The organism is Methylococcus sp. EFPC2, from assembly GCF_016925495.1.
In the GTDB taxonomy this organism is placed as follows: Bacteria; Pseudomonadota; Gammaproteobacteria; order Methylococcales; family Methylococcaceae; genus EFPC2.
In genome coordinates, this window is the sequence record NZ_CP070491.1 from 1,588,646 (window position 1) to 1,608,846 (window position 20,201).

The window sequence follows — 20,201 nt, forward strand, 5'->3', positions numbered from 1 at the left end:
TGACCGGGAAGTGATGATTCGGTTTTTTTCCGGGCTCTATTCCCGCAACTGCTTTAAAATTGCGCCTTTTTCGCCCCGCTCGGCTAAACCGGCGGGATACACCATCGAACACGAGACAAGAAATGGCAGTCAACCCAACACTGGAACTGATCCGCCGCGGCACGGAAGAAATCCTGCGCGAGGAGGAACTGGAAAAGAAACTCGCCGAAGGCCGGCCCCTGCGCATCAAGGCGGGTTTCGACCCGACCGCGCCCGACCTGCATCTGGGCCACACGGTGTTGCTGAACAAGCTCAAGCAGTTCCAGGAATTGGGCCACGAGGCGATCTTCCTGATCGGCGACTTCACCGGCATGATAGGCGACCCGACCGGCAAGAGCGCCACGCGCAAGCCGTTGACGCGCGACGAGGTCATCGAGAACGCCAAGACCTACGAGCAGCAGATCTACAAGATACTGGACCCGGAAAAGACTCTGGTGATGTTCAATTCAAGCTGGATGAACGCCATGAGCCCGGTGGATCTGATCCAGCTCGCCGCCAAGCACACCGTGGCGCGCATGCTGGAGCGCGAGGACTTCAACAACCGCTACAAGACCGGCCAACCCATCGCCATCCACGAGTTCCTCTATCCGCTGATCCAGGGCTACGATTCGGTCGCCCTCAAGGCCGACGTGGAGCTGGGCGGCACCGACCAGAAATTCAACCTGCTGGTGGGACGCCAGTTGCAGGAACACTACGGGCAGAAACCCCAGGTCGTGCTCACCATGCCCATATTGGAAGGCCTGGACGGCGTGCAGAAGATGTCCAAGTCGCTGGGCAATTACATCGGCATCGCCGAGCCGGCCGGCGAGATGTTCGGCAAGATCATGTCGATTTCCGACGACCTGATGTGGCGCTATTTCGAGCTGCTGAGCTTTGTCCCCATGAGCGAGATCGAGGGCTGGAAACGGGCCTGTGCCGAGGGCGCGAACCCGCGCGACGTCAAGGTGAAACTGGGCCAGGAGATCGTCGCCCGTTTCCACGGCGCTGTGGCGGCGCGGGAAGCGCTGGAACAATTCGAGGCCCGCTTCAAGCAAGGCCTGATACCGGAAGACCTGGAGGAGCAGACGCTCGCGGTCCCGGACGGCGGCTACCCCATCGCCAATCTGTTGAAAGACCTGAGCCTGACCGCCAGCACCTCGGAATCCAACCGCATGATCCAGCAGGGTGGCGTCAAGCTGGACGGCGAAAAAATCGCCGAACCCAAGGCACTGATACCGGCCGGTGGGCCTTACATCGTCCAGGTGGGCAAGCGCAAGATCGCCAAGGTGACATTGTCCTAGCCATCGCACACCGCCCTCTCGTTTCGCTGCGCGCCGCCCCGGAGACGACAGGCGGCTGCGCCGGCTCCAGTTCGGGAGTCGGCGGCGAATGCCGGGGCAACGAGGTGCGAGCCTCTGCTGCCTATGATGTAGCGTTATCTGGAAAACAGCGGAAGCGGGTTACCGGCCGTGCTGCCGGCTCCGCTCGGCGTCAGCGCCGCCCGCGCGGGGAGGCGGCCGGGCCATTCAAGACCGGAAGCGCATGGGTTGGGCTGCACGACGGAGCCGCCAGCCCACCCCGCGACATTGGATAGCTAAATCAATCGCGACGCCTTATCAAATTCCTGCCGACCCAGGCCATGATGACGGCCAGGAATGACAGGGCCTGGCCAGGCACCGGCACGGCCGTCGGGGGTGGCACGGCGGCGACGTCCCAGCCGATGTCTTTGAGCACTGCCCAGTCCAGATCGGTAAAAGTCTTGCGAACCCCGGCGATGACTTCGGGATCCATCGCGGTTTCCAAGCTACCCTGCCCGCCGACCGTGCTGGTCTGGCCGGAATGCCAATGTCCGCCGTCGGCGGACAGCAGTATGTTGCCGCCGTTGACCGAGGTGGATTCCGGCCCGGTGAACTGCCCACCGGCGACCCAGCGGCTCCAGGAATTCGCCGAGCCTATGCCCAGCACATGACCCAATTCGTGGATCGCGACCGAGTAGAAATCGAAGCCCGAAAAAGATTCGCGGGTGGCGGTATCGGTATCGAAATACCACGAGCTGTCCGCATCGAAGGCGATGGCACCTCCCCAGGGTGCGAAATCCGTTTTCGGAGAGGTCAGCGCGCCCGGTTGGCCGCGCCCAGCCACGTTGTCCACGAATTCCTGCGTACCCGATGCGTCGTAGCCGCCAGGGCCGCCGGAACCCAGCGAATTGCCGCCAAGATTCCTCCCGCCCACGTAGACGGTCAGCGTATTCGCAGCCACGCGGTAATCGGCGCCCAGGGTCAGGTCGGCCCCGGTATCGGGCCGCTTGATGCTGGCGTTGAGCTGGTTGACCCCGCCGCTATCGATGGCATTCAAACTATCCGTCAAACGCTGGGAAAAATACTCGCCCGCCGCTTCCAGCGTACTTCTCCGCGCCTGATTGGCCCCCGAAAAGAATCCGCCGTCGTAGCTGTAATCGAAATGCAGGGTGACCGCGCCGGCGCCATGGCTGCTCAGCACCAGTGCCATCGTGCCGATCGTAAGAGGGTATTTCATAGATTTAAACTCCTTGTAAGGGGGATGCGTGCGGGCCGCCGATATGGCGGCCCGTTTCAATGCGCCCGGCGATGCCCGCGTTGCTGGCGGCGCTCTTCGCGCAGACGATCGAACTTCTGCAGTTGCTCCGGGGTCAGTAAGGCCCGAAGCCTGTCCCGCGCCTGCTCGACTATTTCATGCTTCTGACGGCGCAGGGCTTCGAGTTTGCCACGTTTTTTTTCGAAAATCTTGCGAACTTCGGCCGATTGCTGCTCCGTCAGCTTGAGCTCCTCGCGCAAGCGGCGCTGATGAACTTCCGGATCCGATTCCGCCCGTGCAGGCTGACTAACAGCCAGCGCAAGCAGAAACATCAATTGCGGCAACAAACGCTTATACATCCGCCGACTCAGATTCCCAGATTGCTCAGGGCCATCATCAAGTCGTTCAATATGCCGGTGATGCGCGGATGCTCCACTTCGAAGTGAGTGACCGCGTCTTTTACCTCATCGACCAAATCGGGCTGATCTTCGTCCACGACACCGGGAATCAACCGCTGCTCGATGCTTTCGATCAAGCCGGTCAAGCGCTCTCTGGCGGCCTGGTCATCGAGTTCGAGTTGATCGATTTCGCGGCGGAGTTCCTCCAATGCGGTGCTGACTTGTTGTTCGCTCATAAGATATGCCCCATGGCCTGACTGACGAGGGCGGTATGCTAGCACAGAAGGCGTACTCCTCGGGCCTGGCCACACACGCCCATAGGCACGAATCGGCCGACGTTTTATCCTATCGCGGCATTCATTGCGACGGAGCTCGCATTCATCGACTGGCTTTCCTCTCCGGCACACAGAACACCATGACCATTCCCTACGTCCATCTCCGCGTCCACACCGAATACTCCATGGTCGACGGCCTGGTGCGGGTAAAGCCGCTGGTGAAACGCATCGCCAAGTTAGGGATGCCCGCGGTCGCGGTGACCGACCAGTCCAATTTGTTCTCGCTGGTGAAGTTCTACAAGGCGGCCATGGCCGAGGGCGTCAAGCCCATCGCCGGCGCCGACGTGTGGCTGTACAACCCCACCGATCCAGCCCAGCCGCACCGGCTGACCCTGCTGGTGCAGAATGGCGAAGGCTACAAGGCTTTGACCGAGCTGATCTCGCGCAGCTATCAGGAAAACCAGCACCAAGGCGTGCCCATGCTGATGCCCGAATGGCTGGAAAGCCGCAACCAGGGCCTGATCGCCCTGTCGGGCGGCCGCGAAGGCGTGATCGGCCGGGCGCTTCTGGCCGGCAACAAGGACGAGGCCAGGCACCAGTTGGAGCTGAGCCTCAAGCTGTTCGAGGACCGCTTTTATCTGGAACTCCAGCGTACCGGCCGGCCGCGCGAGGAAGACTACATCGTCCAGGCTTTGGAGCTGGCGGTGGAATTCCAGGCGCCGCCGGTCGCCACCAACGACGTGCGTTTCATCACTCCGGAGGAATTCGAGGCCCACGAAGCGCGCGTCTGCATCCACCAGGGCCGCGTGCTGGACGATCCGCGCCGCCCGCGCGACTACAGCGACCGGCAATATCTGCGCAGCGCCGAGGAAATGGCCGAGCTGTTCGCCGACATCCCCGAGGCGTTGGAAAACACGGTCGAGATCGCCAAGCGTTGCAACATCGAGCTGACCCTGGGCAAGAACTTCCTGCCGGAATTCCCGGTGCCGGAAGGCATGAGTCCTGGAGACTATTTCGCCGAACAGTCCCGCGCGGGCCTGGAAGAACGGCTGGCGGTGCTGATGCCGGGCGCGCCAGCGGAAAAGCTCCAGCCTTACCGCGAGCGTCTGGAGATCGAAATCGGCGTGATCCGGCAGATGGATTTCCCCGGCTACTTCCTCATCGTCGCCGACTTCATCCAGTGGGCCAAGAAGCAGGGCATACCGGTGGGGCCGGGCCGCGGTTCGGGCGCCGGTTCGCTCGTCGCCTACGCGCTCAAGATCACCGACCTGGACCCCATAGCATTCGACCTGCTGTTCGAACGCTTCCTCAATCCGGAACGCGTGTCCATGCCCGACTTCGACGTCGACTTCTGCATGGAGCGGCGCGACGAAGTGATCGACTACGTGGCCCGGCATTACGGACGCGACCGTGTCTCGCAAATCATCACCTACGGTTCCATGGCGGCCAAGGCCGTGGTGCGCGACGTCGGCCGCGTGCTCGGCCACGGCTACGGCTTCGTCGACCGCATCGCCAAGCTGATTCCCTTCGAGCTGGGCATCACCCTCGACAAGGCACTCACCGACAGCGAGGACTTGCGCAAACTCTACGAGTCCGATGAAGAAGTGAAAGCCCTGATCGACCTGGGCAAGACGCTGGAAGGCATCACCCGCAACGCCGGCAAGCACGCCGGCGGCGTGGTTATCGCGCCGTCCAGACTGATCGACTTCAGCCCGCTTTACTGCGAACAAGGCGGCGACAACCTGGTCACCCAGTTCGACAAGGACGACGTGGAAGCCGTGGGTCTGGTCAAGTTCGACTTCTTAGGCCTGCGCACCCTGACCATCATCGACTGGGCGATGCAGACCCTTAACCGCCGGCGCGCCGAGCAGGGCGAAGCGCCGCTCGACATCAACCTGATACCCCGCGACGACCCGGCCAGCTATGCCTTGCTCAAGCGCAAGGCCACCACCGCGGTATTCCAGCTCGAATCGCGCGGCATGAAGGAGCTGATCGGCCGCCTTTTGCCCGACTGCTTCGAGGACATCATCGCCCTCGTCGCCCTGTTCCGTCCGGGCCCCTTGCAGTCCGGCATGGTGGACGACTTCGTCAACCGCAAGCACGGCAAAGCCAAGGTCGAATACCCGCATCCCAGGCTTGAAGGCATACTCAAGCCCACCTACGGCGTCATCGTCTATCAGGAACAGGTGATGCAGATCGCCCAGGTGCTGGCTGGCTATTCGCTGGGCGGCGCCGACCTGCTGCGCCGCGCCATGGGCAAGAAGAAGCCCGAGGAGATGGCCAAGCAGCGCGAAATCTTCGTCAAAGGGGCGACCGAGCAGGAGGTGGAGGAAAAAACCGCCGCCTACATCTTCGACCTGATGGAGAAGTTCGCCGAATACGGCTTCAACAAATCGCACTCCGCCGCCTACGCCCTGGTGTCCTACCAGACCGCCTGGCTCAAGGCGCATTACCCGGCGGCCTTCATGGCGGCCGTGCTGTCGGCCGATATGGACAACACCGACAAGGTGGTGGTGCTGATCGAGGAATGCCGCGACATGAAGCTGGGCCTGGTGCCGCCCGACGTCAACCATTCGGAATTCCGGTTCACCGTGCGCGACGACGGCGCCATCGTCTACGGCCTGGGTGCCATCAAGGGCGTGGGCGAAAACGCCATCGAGGACATCATCCGCGAGCGGGGCGAACACGGCCCCTACGCCGATCTGTTCGACTTGTGCCGCCGCATCGATCTGCGCAAGGCCAACCGGCGGGTGCTGGAAGCGCTGATCAGGGCCGGTGCCCTGGACGGCTTCGACCCCAACCGCGCCCGCCATATGGCCCAGCTCTCCGACGCGCTCAAGGCCGCCGAGCAGCACGGCGCGATGGAAGAAACCGGCCAGGACGACTTGTTCGGCCTGATGGCCGAGCCGGCTTCGACCAGCCCGGCGCCGATCCCGCAGGAAGCCGTCGAACCCTGGCCGGAAGATCTGCGCCTGTCGCACGAAAAAGCGACCCTGGGGCTTTATCTCACCGGCCACCCCATCGCCCAGTACGAATCTGAACTGGGCCATTTCGTCACCGGCCGCATCGGCAAACTCAGCGTCGAATCGGACGGCCGCAGCTGGGGCCGCAGCAACGAGGTCCGCGCCGTCGTCGCCGGGCTAGTGGTCGATCTGCGCACCAAGCAGAACAAGAACGGCAAGCGCATGGGCTTCGTCACCCTGGACGACCGCACCGGCCGCCTCGAAGTCGCGGTATTCTCGGAAGTCTTCGAGCAATACCGCGAACACCTCAACAAGGACGTGCTGCTGGTCGCCGAAGGCAATTTAGGGATGGACGACTACGCCGGCGTGATGCGCCTGACCGCCGAGCATCTCTACAGCATCGAACAAGCCCGCGCCCGCTACGCCCGGCAGCTGCTGATCCAGTGGCCAGCCCCCGAAGAAGCCCCGCCGGTCGACGAACTGCAAACCCTCATCCAGCCATTCCAGGGCGGCTCCTGCCCCATCGTCATCGAATACCGCAACCGCCACGCGGCATCCCGACTACAACTCGGTGAACGCTGGTCGGCGAAACCCAGCGATGAACTGCTGAACCGGTTGAGAAAAAGACTGGGGACGGAGAGGGTTAGTTTGGTTTATCCGTAAATTGGGATAACCGCGTCAATGGCAACCGGCAGGACTCGCGGCGATGGAAGCACTGAATCGGAAGAGATAAGGTATCCGGATCAGGCTATCTTGTGAATCGGGAAGATAAACAGAAACCACTCAAGCAGTTGTTAGCATTTTGATATGGAGTAAAAAATTGACTGGAAATTTCATATATCTATGGAAAAACGAGCAGTGGAATCATAAAGCGGAATCAACAAATCATAACTCCCACTTACTCACATATGCAGCGAGTGATAAGTTCTCAAAAAATGGTGTCATTGAAAATTCAACCGTGTTTATTGTTTCTGTATTTGGAGGTGTTTTATATTTAGGTGGATATATTCGTGTATTTAAAATTCTCAATAAATTGCAAGCATCTGAATATCTTGGCATTAATGAAGAAGAGTTATGGAAAGCAAAAGAATATATTGTTGCTGAAAAAGGAAAAGAGAACGTTTTTAAATATGATAATGTTGTACCCGATAGCATATCCCATAAAATCGAATTTTATAAAGGAAATGGGTTCGTTAACCCCGTTATAAAACATGGAAAAATTGACGAACAAACTTTCCGTAATGTACGTCGTTTATATTTGGGTGCTGAAAAAAAACTATATGAGCAATTAAAATGCTAAGCAGCGTGTCCCACGACGTGCTGTGCCTAACGGCGTTCCCTACGCCGCACGGCCGCACTTGCGGGACGGTTATTGCCTTCGGCGCCCCAGCCGTCCCCCGTCGACTCGCTCCAGCGACCTTAGAGCCGTCGCCTCCGCATCGCTCCGAGATGACTCTACGGCCTGTTCGGGATGCCTTGCAGGTCACCTACGGACGCAATAAAGCCTGCGCCCTGCGGTGCCCCGCCCGGCCCTGGGCCTTCTGGGGGGCATGGAAAACATCCCGGTCTACCCGCTGCGCGGCTGACCTTTGTTTTCCAGCCTAGTGGGTCAACTTGACGTAATTCCGCTACGCTCCATTGCGCAAGTTATCCTTGTCGTTGGGCACTTCAATCGGTGCGGCATTCATAAACAAAGGCCGTAAGGCGGAACCGGCTCCATCGGGTTCCGCCGGATGGGAAATAGCCAACGGCGCTGAACATGCGCATGGCCGCGTGCCATGGAGCAGGCCTCGGACCGGTCGGGAGGTTTTTTGGCGGATCGCCCTTCGGGCATCCGCCCTACGTTGGCCGGCTAACTGGGCCGTAGGCTGGAATGAACGAAGGGAATTCCAGCATCTTGGTTGATTGCTGGAATTCGTTGTCACTCATTCCAGCCTACAAAGTTTGCGTTACTTCCCGCATAGGATGTGCTAAGCGATAGCGAAGCGCATCCATCGAGATAATCTTTATGCCGCGATATACCCGCTAATCGCATATCAAACCACACCCGCAATTCGACCTGAAATACGCATTCCGGAAGAATCAAACTACGCGAACGGTGCCTCCATAGCGGGCCAGTTTATTATCGCTCGACAACACGGTAGGTTGGGTTAGCGACAGCGTAACCCAACATATCGAAACCGTTGGGTTACGGCTCACGCCTAAGACCGTAAGACGGAACCGGCTCCATCGGGTTCCGCCGGATGGGAAACGGCCAACGGCTCTGAACATGCGCATGGCCTCGTGCCATGGAGCAGGCCTCCGACCGGTCGGGAGGTTTTTTGGCGGATCGCCCTGTCGGGCATCCACCCTACGTTAGCGGGTCAGTCTCGTTTATCCATGAAACAGAACTACCGCCGGACGTAGGGTGATCGAGATTCCAAACCATCGCGCTCGGCCGACGTAGTACAATGATGCAAACGCGCATTGGAATTTCCAGGTTGCGCAGCCGACGGTTCGGCAAGAATGATCCAGCGAACCGACGGTCGCGACCGCCCTCCTCTCCCCCACCGGATAGAAATCCCAGCATACGCCGAGGCCTGGCAAGGCCATCGCCCGGTGTCGGGCTGCCTATCGTGGGCCGTGGAATTCTGCACCGTCTTCCATCAATCTTTCTAATTCGGACATACCCTTGCTATCCACCGCTAACATCACCATGCAATTCGGCGCCAAGCCGTTGTTTGAAAACGTTTCCGTCAAATTCGGCGACGGCAACCGCTACGGCCTGATCGGCGCCAACGGCTGCGGCAAATCCACCTTCATGAAAATCCTGGGTGGCGACCTGGAGCCCACCGCCGGCAACGTCTCCCTGGATCCCAACGAGCGCCTGGGCAAACTGCGCCAGGACCAGTTCGCCTTTGAGGACAATCGCGTATTGGACGTGGTGATGATGGGGCATAAGGAGATGTGGGAAGCCATGGCGGAACGCGATGCGATCTATGCCAACCCGGAGGCCTCCGAGGACGACTACATGCGCGCCGCCGAGCTGGAAGCGGTGTTTGCCGAATACGACGGTTACACGGCGGAATCCCGCGCCGGCGAACTATTGCTGGGGGCGGGCATACCCCTGGAGCAGCACGACGGCCCCATGAGCGCCGTGGCGCCGGGCTGGAAGCTGCGCGTGCTGCTCGCCCAGGCCCTGTTCTCCAACCCGGACATCCTGCTGCTGGACGAACCCACCAACAACCTGGACATCAACACCATACGCTGGCTGGAAAACGTGTTGAACGAACGGGGCAGCTCCATGGTCATCATTTCCCACGACCGCCACTTCCTGAACAGCGTCTGCACCCACATGGCGGACATGGACTACGGCGAACTGCGGGTCTATCCGGGTAATTACGACGACTACATGATCGCCTCCACCCAGGCGCGCGAACGCCTGCTGGCGGACAACGCCAAAAAGAAGGCCCAGATCGCCGAACTGCAAAGCTTCGTCAGCCGCTTCTCGGCCAACGCCTCCAAGGCCAAGCAGGCGACTTCCCGCGCCAAGCAGATCGAAAAGATCCAACTGGAGGACATCAAGCTTTCCAGCCGGGTCAATCCCTTCATCCGCTTCAACCAGGACAAGAAGCTCTACCGCCTGGCCCTGGAGGTGAAAGATCTGGCCAAGGGCTACGGCGAGACCCCGCTGTTCCAGGGCCTGAACCTGATGGTGGAGGTCGGTGAGAAAGTGGCCGTCATCGGCCCCAACGGCATCGGCAAGTCCACCCTGCTGCGCACCCTGGTCGGCGAACTGACGCCGGATGCGGGCGAGGTCAAATGGTCGGAAAACATCAATCTGGGCTATTTCGCCCAGGACCATGCGGCCGACTTCGCCGAAAATCTGAATCTGTTCGACTGGATGAGCCAATGGAAGCGCGAATCCGATGACGAACAAGCGGTGCGCGCCACCCTGGGCCGGCTGCTGTTCTCCCAGGACGAAAGCAAGAAATCCGTGCAGGTGTTGTCCGGCGGCGAACAAGGCCGCATGCTGTTCGGCAAACTGATGCTGCAGCAGCCCAATATTCTGGTGCTGGACGAACCCACCAACCACCTGGACATGGAGTCCATCGAGTCGCTCAACACCGCGCTGGAAAACTATCCCGGCACGCTGATCTTCGTCAGCCACGACCGCGAATTCGTGTCCTCGCTGGCCACCCGCATCATCGAATTGACCCCGCAGGGCGTGGTCAACTTCAGCGGCAATTACGACGACTACTTGCGCAACCAGGGAGTGGAATAATCCGCTCCAACCGCCGCTCACCTCACCCCCTGTCGACCCACTGGGTGACGCGGACGATCCGAGCGCGAAATTTACGCGCAAGCGTTATTCGCATGAAAGGATCGTGTGGATGCGGGACTCTACACCTTCGGGCGGGACATCCCGCCCGCCGAGCTCGAAGTGCGCACTTCAGTCCCAACGCTAGGGGTCGTCAACAGCATCGCCACGCTTTCCATCATCCTCACCGGCGCGGCGCTGGTCCGGCGGCGCCGACCATCCTTTTCGTCTCCCTCGCCCAAACCATGCTGTACCGCAGGGCCGGCATCGTCCGGCCGCAATTCTCGCCCCGGACGCCGGCGGCTGCGAGCTCTTCCTGCTGGCCCTGACCCGCGCTTCCGCAAGATCCCCGGCGCGCTGGCCTGAGCCGGCATTTTGAGGGCGATTGCCGGTAGTTGGGCTCCGGCATACGGTATTCCCTTACCACCGCCGACCCGCATACGATAAGCAAGATACGGCTGACCGAAAGACGCGACCCTGTTCCAGTGCTTTATCGCGCGGCCATGCAACTTCTAATGGGCGACTAAACTTAAGTTTCGACTCCTTACATTTCGCGACGAACCTGTTTCTATGAATGATCAACCCGGCCGTGGCCTCGTGTACGTGGTGGATGACGATCCGTCGGTTTTAAGGATGCTGGAAGCCTTGATCGGCTCCATCGATCTCAGCGTCCGGGCATTTTCCAATGCCGCCGATTTCCTAGAGATCTACCAGCCGGCTGTTTGCGAATGCCTGGTCTGCGATATGCGCATGCCCGAGATAGGCGGGCTGGAATTGCAGAAGCGGCTGCTGGCCAAAGGCGCCACCTTGCCGATCATCTTCCTCACCGGCCATGCCGAGGTGGCATTGGCGGTCGAGTGCATGAAAAACGGGGCGTTCGACTTCGTCGAAAAACCCTTCGGGGCGCAGGCCTTGCTCGACAAGGTTCAGCAGGCATTGGAGCGCAGCTGCCGTCTGCACGCCGAGCGCCGGCACCGCTCAACCATCGAGGCGAGATTGGCGTTGCTGACGCCCAAGGAACAAAAAATCGCCAAATTGGTATCGGAAGGAAAGTCGAGCCGGGATATTTCGGAGATCGTGGGCTGTAGTGTGCGTACCGTGGAAAATCACCGAGCCCATATCCTGGAGAAACTGCACGTGAACTCCACGGTCGAGCTGGTGCGGCTCTTCCTGTAACACCGCTCAGCGCATCGCAAAGCGGCTGCCGGCCAGCATTTCGCGCAGGCTGTCATCCGCTCGTCGCCCGTGTCGCATCAGCCAGGGCGCACCCTTGACCCATTCGGTGATGGGCTCCACCAGCGTCATGAATGCGCTGACGAGCGAGGGATCCAGCTTGCCCTCCTCGGTTTCGCTGCGCATCATCTGCAAGGCGGCCGCTATCGGCAAACCCTTCTTGTAGGGCCGCTCGCTGATAAGGGCGTCGAAGACATCGAGGATCTGGAATACCCGCGCGAGATAGGGAATGTTCTCTCCGGCGAGGCCATCCGGGTAACCCCTGCCGTCCCACCGCTCATGGTGATAGCGGATGATGTCCAGCGTCAGGGTCATGGAATGCAGCCGCTTGCAGATTTCCGCCCCGATGAGCGGATGCTTGCGCATTATGACCCACTCCTCCTCGTCCAAGGGGCCGTTCTTCAACAGGATGGCATCCGGCACGGCGATTTTCCCGATGTCATGCAGCACCGCCCCGTGGCGCAAAGCCGCCCGCTCCCGAAAAGGCAGATTGAGGGCTTCGCCAAACAGCGCTCCGAGATGGGCCAAACGGGCACAGTGGTCTCCGGTCCCGTGGTCACGCGCTTCCACCATTTGCGCCATGGTGTAGAGCACGGATTCGGCGTCGTCGAGCTGGTCGGTGATGCGCTTGCGCTGGGCCGCTCCCCGCACGCGCGCTTCCAGCTCCATGGGCGAACACGGCTTGGCGACGAAATCATTGGCGCCGGCGTGCAGGCAGTCGACGACGTCGCTCAGACCGTTGCGCCCCGTGAGCATGATGATGGGCATCAACTTGAACGAGGGCCGAACGCGGATGGCGCGACAGACTTCCGGCCCGGTCATGTCCGGCAGGTTGTAGTCCAGAAGGATGACATCGAAATCCGCCTGTTCGAGACAAGCGAGGGCGTCCCGTCCGCAATTGGCCGCTAGGACCTGATAGCTGTGATCGTCCAGAATGTGGCGCATCAAGCGAATCTGCTGATCATCGTCATCCACCAACAGGATGCCGTAAGGCCCCCGCTCGAAATCGGCAGTATTGTGGTGACTCGCGGGCTGGACTGAATGCATATGGCTCATGACGGTCTCCTGGGGCTGCGCTGATTCAGGCGGCTCCAGTTTTCGCCAGGGCAACGCCGCCGGACAGAGTGGTTCTACTCATTCCACGCTGTTGTTTTTTCTTACTCCCGCGGCTGTACGCTGCCGGATGAAGGCAGCAATTCGTTCACCGCCTCGAACAGCTTGACCATGGGCACGGGTTTCAGGAGGAACTTGCTGATCCCGTGCTGCCGCGCGGTGGACTCGTCGATCTCGTTGCTGTAGCCGGTGCACAGTATCACCGGTAGGACCGGACTCAGCCTGAGCAGCTCGCGGGCCAGCTTGGCGCCGGTCAAACCGGGCATGGTCTGGTCCGTGATCACCAGGTCGTAGGCCGCCGGCTCCGCGCGGAAGACGGAGAGGGCTTCGCGCGGGTCGGTGAACCCGCTGACTTTGCAGCCGATGTTTTCCAGCAAGTCCCGGGTAAAACTCACGATGGAAGGCTCGTCATCCACCACCATCACGCGCCCCCTGACCCGGGGTGCCAAGCCAGGCGCCGCGTGCGGGCCGAAAAATGTCATGGCTTCGATGGCCGGGGCGACGGCCGGGAAATAGACCCGGAATTCCGCTCCCCGCCCGCCGCCCGAGATCACCTCGACGTGCCCTCCGGCCGCATGGACGATGCCGTGTAATACCGACAGACCCAAGCCCGTCCCCCGGCCGACCTCCTTGGTCGTGAAAAAAGGTTCGAACAGGCGGGAAATGTGCTTGGCCGGGATGCCGTGTCCCTGGTCCTTGATCGATATCATGACAAACTCGCCTTGAAAGTCGTAATGACACGAGGAGCAAACCCGGTGGGTATCGAAAAATACCGCGTTGACCCTGATATCCATACGCCCTTTGCCCTGCGTGGCATCCCGGGCGTTGATGCCAAGATTCATCAATACCTGATGGAGTTGGACCGGATTGATGCGGATATTGGGAAGATGATCGGGCAGCTCCAGGGTGACGGATAGCGATGAAGGAAAGGTCGCGCGGAACAGCTTGGTGATCTCTTTCACCACGGGGGCGACCAGAATGACATCCGCGGTCACCGCTTCCGAACGGCTAAACGCGAGGAGCTGGGCCACCAGCGCTTTTGCCCGCTCCGCCGCCAGATGGATTTCCGCCAGATAGGTCACCAGCTTGGGCGAGAGCCCGTTTCCGCTGTTCATCTGGGCCAGTTCGGTATACCCCAGGATAGCGGCCAGAATATTGTTGAAATCATGGGCGATCCCGCCGGTGAGTTGGCCGATGGACTCCATCTTCTGGGTCTGCTGCAACTGTCCTTCCAGCTTAAGCCGCTCGGTGACGTCGACGCCGACCCCCCAATAAGCCCAGCCCGGAATGGGAAACTGCGCACTCACATTCGACCATTCTATGGTCCGCGTGGTCCCGTCCTTACCGGTCAGGCTGCCGCTCCAATCGTGATGGGGAACATCACGGACCTCCCATTCCGCCTTCATGCGCTCACGCAGCGAAGAATCGGGGTACAGCATTTCCAATGCGTGCGGATTGCCGATGATTTCCTCCGCGCTGTAACCGGTGACCCGCTCGCATTCGCTGTTCCAACCCACGATGAGGCCGTTTTCGCAGTATGCGGTCATGAGGATGGGCATGTTTTCGACGATCGCCCGGAGACGAGCCTCGCTGATCCGCAGCGACTCCTCGGCCCGGACGCGCTCGGTCAAGTCATTAAATATGACTAGGGCCCGACTCCCGAAGCGTCCCATGGAGACTTCGACATCACGGTGACTGCCATCCAGGCAGGTGACCCGAGCGCTTAGAGGTGCGGTGGCCGACTGCCCCAAACAATCGGCTGTCCTGGCCTCACGGCTCCATGCCTGCTTGATGCGCCTGCGCTCCAGCGGGTCCGGATAGGCGCGCTCCCACCAGGAGCCGATGTCCCATACTTCGTTCACCGTATAGCCGAATTTCTCGGTGAAGGATTTGTTCATCAACAGCACCCGATTCGAGGCGTCGGCCGTGAGCACCAGTTTCGGTATCGGTGAAGTCTCCACCAGGCCACGGAACAGGGACTCGTTTTCGCGCAGCTGGTCTTCCGCCTGCTTGCGTTCGCTGATGTCCCGGATGATGCTGGAAACGAGCAGGCCATCGGGCGTCGCCAGCTGACTCAGGCGGACTTCGACGGGAAATTCCGTACCGTCCTTCGTTACCCCATACACCTCGAGACTGGTCCCCATGGCCCGCACGCTGGGGTTGGCGAAATAGCGGCGGCTATGCTCGGGATGTTTGGCCCTGAAACGTTCAGGGATGAGCACTTCAATCGGCTGTCCCTGAAGCTCGTGACGCGGATAGCCGAACAAGGTTTCCACCTGAGAATTGACCAGCACGATGCGATTGCTTTCGTCGGCGATGACCATGGCATCCGGGGCCGATTCCAGCAGGTGGCGGAAAGTCTGTTCGGCCCGCCTGCGCGCGCTGATGTTGAGAAACGACACCGCCGCGCCGGCAAGTTTCCCGCTGGCCGAAATGATGGGTGCGGCGCTGATCTCGACCGGAATTTCGGATGACCGACTGCGGTCAAGGAGAATCACGGGCTGGTCGGAAGAAAATGCCGGTTGCCGGTGCAGCGCGGTCCCCGACAGATAGTTCACCGGGGCGCGACTCGCCTCATCCGCCAACATCAGGACCCGCTCCAGCGCCTGACCTTGAGCATCCTCGATGCACCAGCCGGTCATTACCTCGGCCTTCGGGTTCATGAAACGAACTCGGCCAGCCACATCGGTCGCGATGACCCCTTCAGCCACGCTATTCAGTATGGTGTGGAAGGTGAAGTGGCTTTCCTTCAGATTCTGTTCGAGCGAGTGACGATGCAAGGCCATCTCAATGGCCATCAGCAAGTCCCGCTCCCGAAAGGGTTTCAGGATATAGCCGAAAGGAGCGGTCAGCTTGGCGCGTTCGAAAGTGGCTTGATCCGAGTGCGCGGTGAGAAACACGACCGGAATCTCCCACCGCCGGTAGATATGCTCGCCGGCTTCGATTCCGTCCATCCGCCCCTTGAGCCGGATGTCCATGAGGACGAGGCCGGGGCGCGTCTGTTCCGCAGCCGCGATGGCTTGCCGTCCGGTATCGGCGACGCCGACGACTTCGTAGCCCAAGCGCGTCAGACGGTCCCGTATCTCCTCGGCGACGAGAGCTTCGTCCTCGACCACCAGGACGCGCGCGTGCGCGTCCGTATCAGTGTGTTTTGTCGTCATGGTCGATCCGCAAGGTCAGGCGTGCTTGGGTACCGGGGTGTGCAGGCAGCAATTCGAACCGCGCATCGATCTGCCGCGCCAAGGATCGGATCAGACGCAACCCCAGGGAGGGACTCTTTTCCACGACCAGGTCCGGGGGCAGACCGATACCGTCGTCGGCGACGATCAGCACGCCGGTGCCGTCCTCATTGCAGTGCAATGCCAGGTCGATCCGGCCGCCGCGACTGCCCGGAAACGCGTGTTTGACCGCATTCGTCACCAGTTCGTTGAGGATCAGGCCGCAAGGAACCGCCAGGTCTATGCTCATCCGGACCGGGGCCATGTCTGTGCTCAGATGAATCTCTCCGGCAGGCAGACTGTAACTCTGGACCAACTGAACACTCAGCCGGCGCGCATATTCGGCGAAGTCCACCGCCGCCAGATTTTGCGATCCGTACAAGGATTCGTGCACCAGCGCCATGGAGCGCACGCGGTCCTGGCTTTCCTTGAGGATCTTGATGGTCGGTTCATCGCTGGTATAGGTCGCCTGCAGGTAGAACAGGCTGGAAATGACCGCGAGATTGTTCTTGACCCGGTGGTGTATCTCCTGAAGCAAGACTTCTTTTTCCCTCAGCGAGTCGAGAATTTTCTGTTCGACGCGCTTGCGCTCGCTGATGTCGCGAACGATCTTGGAAGCGCCGATCACGTTGCCCCGCATGTCCTTGACCGGCGAGGTCGTCAGCCACACGTCGACGATGCTGCCGTCCTTGCGCAGGCGTACAGACTCGTAGGGCTCCACCCGCACGCCCAGGCGGATGTGTTCCAGTATCCGCGACTCTTCGTCCGCGTGTTCGGGTGGTATCAACAGGGTGACGTGCTTGCCTATCACTTCTTCGGCGCGATAGCCGAATAGACGCTCGGCCGCGGGGTTCCAACTCAGGATCACGCCGTTCAGATCCTTGCCTATGATCGCATCGGCGGCCGATTCGACGATGGCGGCGAGCCGGGCCCGCGCCTCGTCCGCCCGATTGCGATCGCTGACATTGCGCACGGCGCAGAGAACCTGCCGACCCTCTTCCGTTTCCACGGGACTGAGCATGATGTCCACGGGAAACTCGCTGTCGTCCTTCCGTCGGCCGAACAACTCGAAGCCCGCTCCCATTGGTCGCGGACGAGGTCCGCGCTGATAACCGGAGCGATGCCCGACGTGGCCGGTGGCGAAACGCTGGGGGATGAGGATCTCGATGGTTCTCCCTATGAGTTCATCCCGGTTGAAGCCGAACATCTGCTCGGTCTGAGCGTTCGCGCGGGTGATGTATCCCGCTTCGTTAACCACGAGCAAAGCATCGGGCGTGTATTCGAAAATACGCTCGTAAATATCCATATTCATCTGGTGTTCCGCGGGCTTTCTTACGGTCAAGGCTGGCGTCCACGATGGTGATTCGTTGAGTTCGGGAAGCATAGGGGTAAAACCCGCTACCGGTCATGAGTAGTCCTACTCATCGTCACCGGTGAGATGCGGGACAACAATGGATCGGGTGACGGCGTATCCCAACCGGGGAACCGCCGTTGGCCATTTCTGCCCAGAGTTCCATAACCATAATCGGGCTTAAAACCCGAGCCGGAGCGCACCATGACCATCCCCAACCTGATATTCGGCAAACTGTTTTCCTCCGAGCGGCTCAACGAATCGGTGCGCATCACAGAAAAACTGACCCGGCGGGACCTCGACGTTCCCATCGACTGTGAACAGCAGGATCAATACACCCCGCTCATGCGCGCACTCGAAGCGCTGCGCCAGTCGCTGGTGCGGGAACAGCGCATGATCGCGGCCCTGGACACCGTGATGCCCAACGTCATGATCGCCGATGCCGATCTGAACATCGTCTACATGAATCGCACCGGACAAAAGCTGATGGAGGAGTGCGAAGCGGATTTGCGCAAAGTATTGCCGCACTTCAACGCCCGAAATCTGATTGGCGTCAATATCGACAGTTTCCACAAGAATCCGGCCCACCAAAGAAACCTGTTAGGCAATCTGAATGCACCCTATCAGACCCGCATTGCGGTGGGGGCGCGCAAATTCTCCCTCATGGCGCAACCGCTGCGCGACGACAGGGGTAAGCGCCTGGGCACGGTGGTGGAATGGAGCGACCGCACCGTCCTGGATCAAGCCGAACATCGTACCCATCTGCTGGAAACCGCACTGGAAACGGTCAACATGAGCATCATGATCGCCGATCAGGATTGCAATCTCGTTTATCTGAACCCGGCCGCCCGCCGACTGTTCAAGGATATGGAGCCACAGTTGCGATCCGTCTATCCGAATTTCGCGTCCGATCGCCTGCTCGGCAGCAACATCGACCTGTTCCACAAAAACCCTGCCCATCAGCGCAACCTCTTGGCCAATCTGAAGGGCACGCACCGAAGCAAAATATCCCTGGCCTCGTATACCCTGGAATTCACCGCCAATCCGGTCATCGATGATAAGGGGCAACGCTATGGCACCGTGGTGGAGTGGAGCGACCGTACCCCGCAGGAGGCTTTCGATAATCAAATCTTCAAGATGTTCGACGGGGTCATGCAGGGAAATTTGGGGGTACGCATGGACGTCGAAACCATCCCCCCGTCGGGGAGCGTCCAACGCAAGACCGCGGAAGGGGTCAATACGATACTGGATGCCGTGGTCAATCCGCTGAACGTGGCGTCATCCTATGTCGCGCGCATCGCCCTCGGCGACATCCCGCCCCGGATCACCGACGAGTACCAAGGCGACTTCGACGCCATCAAGAACAACTTGAACACCTGCATCGACGCGGTCAATGCCCTGGTCGAAGACGCCGACATGCTGTCTCGGGCGGCACTGGCAGGACACATCCAGACGCGCGCCGACGTGAGCAGGCACCAGGGCGATTTCCGCAAGATCGTGGAAGGCGTGAACGCCACCTTGGCGACCATCGTCGATCCCATCATCGCCGTCAAGGAGGCCACGGATTCCATCAACACGGCCGCCCAGGAAATCGCCGCCGGCAACGCCGACCTCTCGCAACGGACCGAAGAACAGGCCTCCAGTCTGGAGGAAACCGCCTCCAGCATGGAAGAATTATCATCCACCGTGAAACAGAACGCCGACAATGCCAAACAGGCGAATCAGATGGCGCTGGCGGCTTCCGAAGTGGCGGTCAAGGGCGGCAACGTGGTGCAACAAGTGGTCGGCACCATGTCCTCCATCAACGAGAGTGCGCGCAAGATCGTCGACATCATCAGCGTCATCGACGGCATCGCCTTCCAGACCAACATCCTGGCGCTCAACGCAGCGGTGGAGGCAGCGCGGGCCGGCGAGCAGGGCCGTGGCTTCGCGGTGGTGGCCGGTGAGGTACGCAACCTGGCGCAACGCTCGGCCGCCGCGGCCAAGGAAATCAAGTCCTTGATCAACGACTCCGTCGACAAGGTTGACGGTGGTGTCAAGCTGGTGGAAGAAGCCGGGCACCGGATGGACGAAATCGTGGTCGCCGTGCGTCGCGTAACCGACATCATGGCTGATATCGCCGCCGCTTCGGCGGAGCAGAGTTCCGGCATCGAGCAGGTCAACCAGGCGATCACTCAGATGGACGACGTCACCCAGCAAAACGCCGCATTGGTTGAGCAGGCTGCCGCCGCAGCCGAATCGCTGGAACAGCAGGCAAGTAGCCTGGCCGCCACCATCGCGCACTTTCATCTAGAGAACGGCACCACGCACCACCCTCGCCTACCCTCTCGCAAACCGCTTCAGGCGCATGCGCTCGGCCATGGTAGGCGGTCCCTTCCTGCCAAGACCATGCAAGCTGCGATCAGCCCTCCCCGTCATGATGGTACGGACGACTGGACAGAGTTTTAATCCCCTATTCACAAGTATCTGGGACAGCCATGAATTGGGGGGCGGCGAGAAAACGGATGAACCTCCCCCTCGCTACGGCATCATGACGGTAAAGCCTCACCATCCCATATGACAGCGAGAAGCACGACTCCGACGGCGGCAAATAGTCGGAGGAGGCTCTCAGGACAGAGTCCCCGGTTTGCCACGCTCGTATGTTGCTCGCCGAGACTCATACTTGCGCTCAAATAAATAAATTGGTTAAATAATCGACTCAGGGCCGTTAGCTCAGTCGGTAGAGCACCGCACTTTTAATGCGATGGTCGTGCGTTCGAGTCGCACACGGCCCACCATA

General features: G+C 60.3%; 12 protein-coding genes and 1 tRNA gene. 7 read left to right on the forward strand and 6 right to left on the reverse strand.

Features of this window, described 5'->3' with window-relative positions:
- Nucleotides 1-122: 122 nt before the first annotated feature.
- The gene (tyrS, locus tag JWZ97_RS06595; protein WP_205434001.1) at nucleotides 123-1,319 is read left to right on the forward strand and encodes a tyrosine--tRNA ligase; all 1,197 of its coding nucleotides are present in this window, start codon (nucleotides 123-125) and stop codon (nucleotides 1,317-1,319) included.
- A 298-nt stretch (nucleotides 1,320-1,617) separates the two neighbouring features.
- Here the strand turns inward: tyrS and JWZ97_RS06600 are convergent, their stop codons facing one another.
- Genes JWZ97_RS06600 through JWZ97_RS06610 form a run of 3 tightly spaced genes read right to left on the reverse strand, consistent with a single transcriptional unit; the run spans nucleotide 1,618 to nucleotide 3,205 of the window.
- Entirely contained in the window at nucleotides 1,618-2,553 is a 936-nt protein-coding gene (locus tag JWZ97_RS06600) for a matrixin family metalloprotease (protein ID WP_205434002.1), read from the reverse strand.
- Between the two features lie 56 nt (nucleotides 2,554-2,609).
- On the reverse strand, nucleotides 2,610-2,930 hold the full coding sequence (locus tag JWZ97_RS06605; RefSeq protein WP_205434003.1) for a hypothetical protein: 321 nt from the start codon (nucleotides 2,928-2,930) through the stop codon (nucleotides 2,610-2,612).
- Between the two features lie 8 nt (nucleotides 2,931-2,938).
- Nucleotides 2,939-3,205 carry a DUF4404 family protein gene (locus JWZ97_RS06610; protein WP_205434004.1) on the reverse strand — a complete coding sequence of 89 codons (267 nt, stop codon included), beginning with the start codon at nucleotides 3,203-3,205 and terminating at the stop codon, nucleotides 2,939-2,941.
- Between the two features lie 179 nt (nucleotides 3,206-3,384).
- Between JWZ97_RS06610 and dnaE the strand changes: the two genes are divergently transcribed.
- From dnaE to JWZ97_RS06630, 4 genes are all read left to right on the forward strand, one after another.
- Nucleotides 3,385-6,870, forward strand: a complete 3,486-nt coding sequence (gene dnaE / locus JWZ97_RS06615; RefSeq protein ID WP_205434005.1) for a DNA polymerase III subunit alpha — start codon at nucleotides 3,385-3,387, stop codon at nucleotides 6,868-6,870.
- Nucleotides 6,871-7,027: 157 nt separating this feature from the next.
- Nucleotides 7,028-7,507, forward strand: a complete 480-nt coding sequence (locus JWZ97_RS06620; RefSeq protein ID WP_205434006.1) for a hypothetical protein — start codon at nucleotides 7,028-7,030, stop codon at nucleotides 7,505-7,507.
- 1,371 nt (nucleotides 7,508-8,878) lie between these two features.
- On the forward strand, nucleotides 8,879-10,471 hold the full coding sequence (locus JWZ97_RS06625) for an ABC-F family ATPase (protein WP_205434007.1): 1,593 nt from the start codon (nucleotides 8,879-8,881) through the stop codon (nucleotides 10,469-10,471).
- A 606-nt stretch (nucleotides 10,472-11,077) separates the two neighbouring features.
- Nucleotides 11,078-11,683 carry a response regulator transcription factor gene (locus JWZ97_RS06630; RefSeq protein WP_205434008.1) on the forward strand — a complete coding sequence of 202 codons (606 nt, stop codon included), beginning with the start codon at nucleotides 11,078-11,080 and terminating at the stop codon, nucleotides 11,681-11,683.
- A gap of 6 nt (nucleotides 11,684-11,689) precedes the next feature.
- Here JWZ97_RS06630 and JWZ97_RS06635 read toward each other — a convergent pair whose 3' ends face one another.
- The 3 genes from JWZ97_RS06635 to JWZ97_RS06645 all read right to left on the reverse strand — a co-directional run bounded on the left by JWZ97_RS06635 (nucleotide 11,690) and on the right by JWZ97_RS06645 (nucleotide 17,383).
- The gene (locus JWZ97_RS06635; protein WP_205434009.1) at nucleotides 11,690-12,796 is read right to left on the reverse strand and encodes an HD domain-containing phosphohydrolase; all 1,107 of its coding nucleotides are present in this window, start codon (nucleotides 12,794-12,796) and stop codon (nucleotides 11,690-11,692) included.
- Between the two features lie 101 nt (nucleotides 12,797-12,897).
- Nucleotides 12,898-16,014 (reverse strand): PAS domain S-box protein, encoded by a 3,117-nt coding sequence (locus JWZ97_RS06640; RefSeq protein WP_205434010.1) that lies wholly within the window; start codon nucleotides 16,012-16,014, stop codon nucleotides 12,898-12,900.
- A complete protein-coding gene (locus JWZ97_RS06645) occupies nucleotides 15,995-17,383 on the reverse strand; it encodes a sensor histidine kinase (RefSeq protein ID WP_205434011.1) in 1,389 nt (462 codons plus the stop codon). The genes JWZ97_RS06640 and JWZ97_RS06645 overlap by 20 nt, the downstream gene beginning before the upstream one ends.
- A 243-nt stretch (nucleotides 17,384-17,626) precedes the next feature.
- On the opposite strand from JWZ97_RS06645, the gene JWZ97_RS06650 reads away from it, so the two are divergent.
- Nucleotides 17,627-19,870 carry a methyl-accepting chemotaxis protein gene (locus tag JWZ97_RS06650; RefSeq protein WP_305799101.1) on the forward strand — a complete coding sequence of 748 codons (2,244 nt, stop codon included), beginning with the start codon at nucleotides 17,627-17,629 and terminating at the stop codon, nucleotides 19,868-19,870.
- Nucleotides 19,871-20,123: 253 nt separating this feature from the next.
- Nucleotides 20,124-20,199, forward strand: a tRNA-Lys gene (locus JWZ97_RS06655).
- Nucleotides 20,200-20,201: the final 2 nt, after the last annotated feature.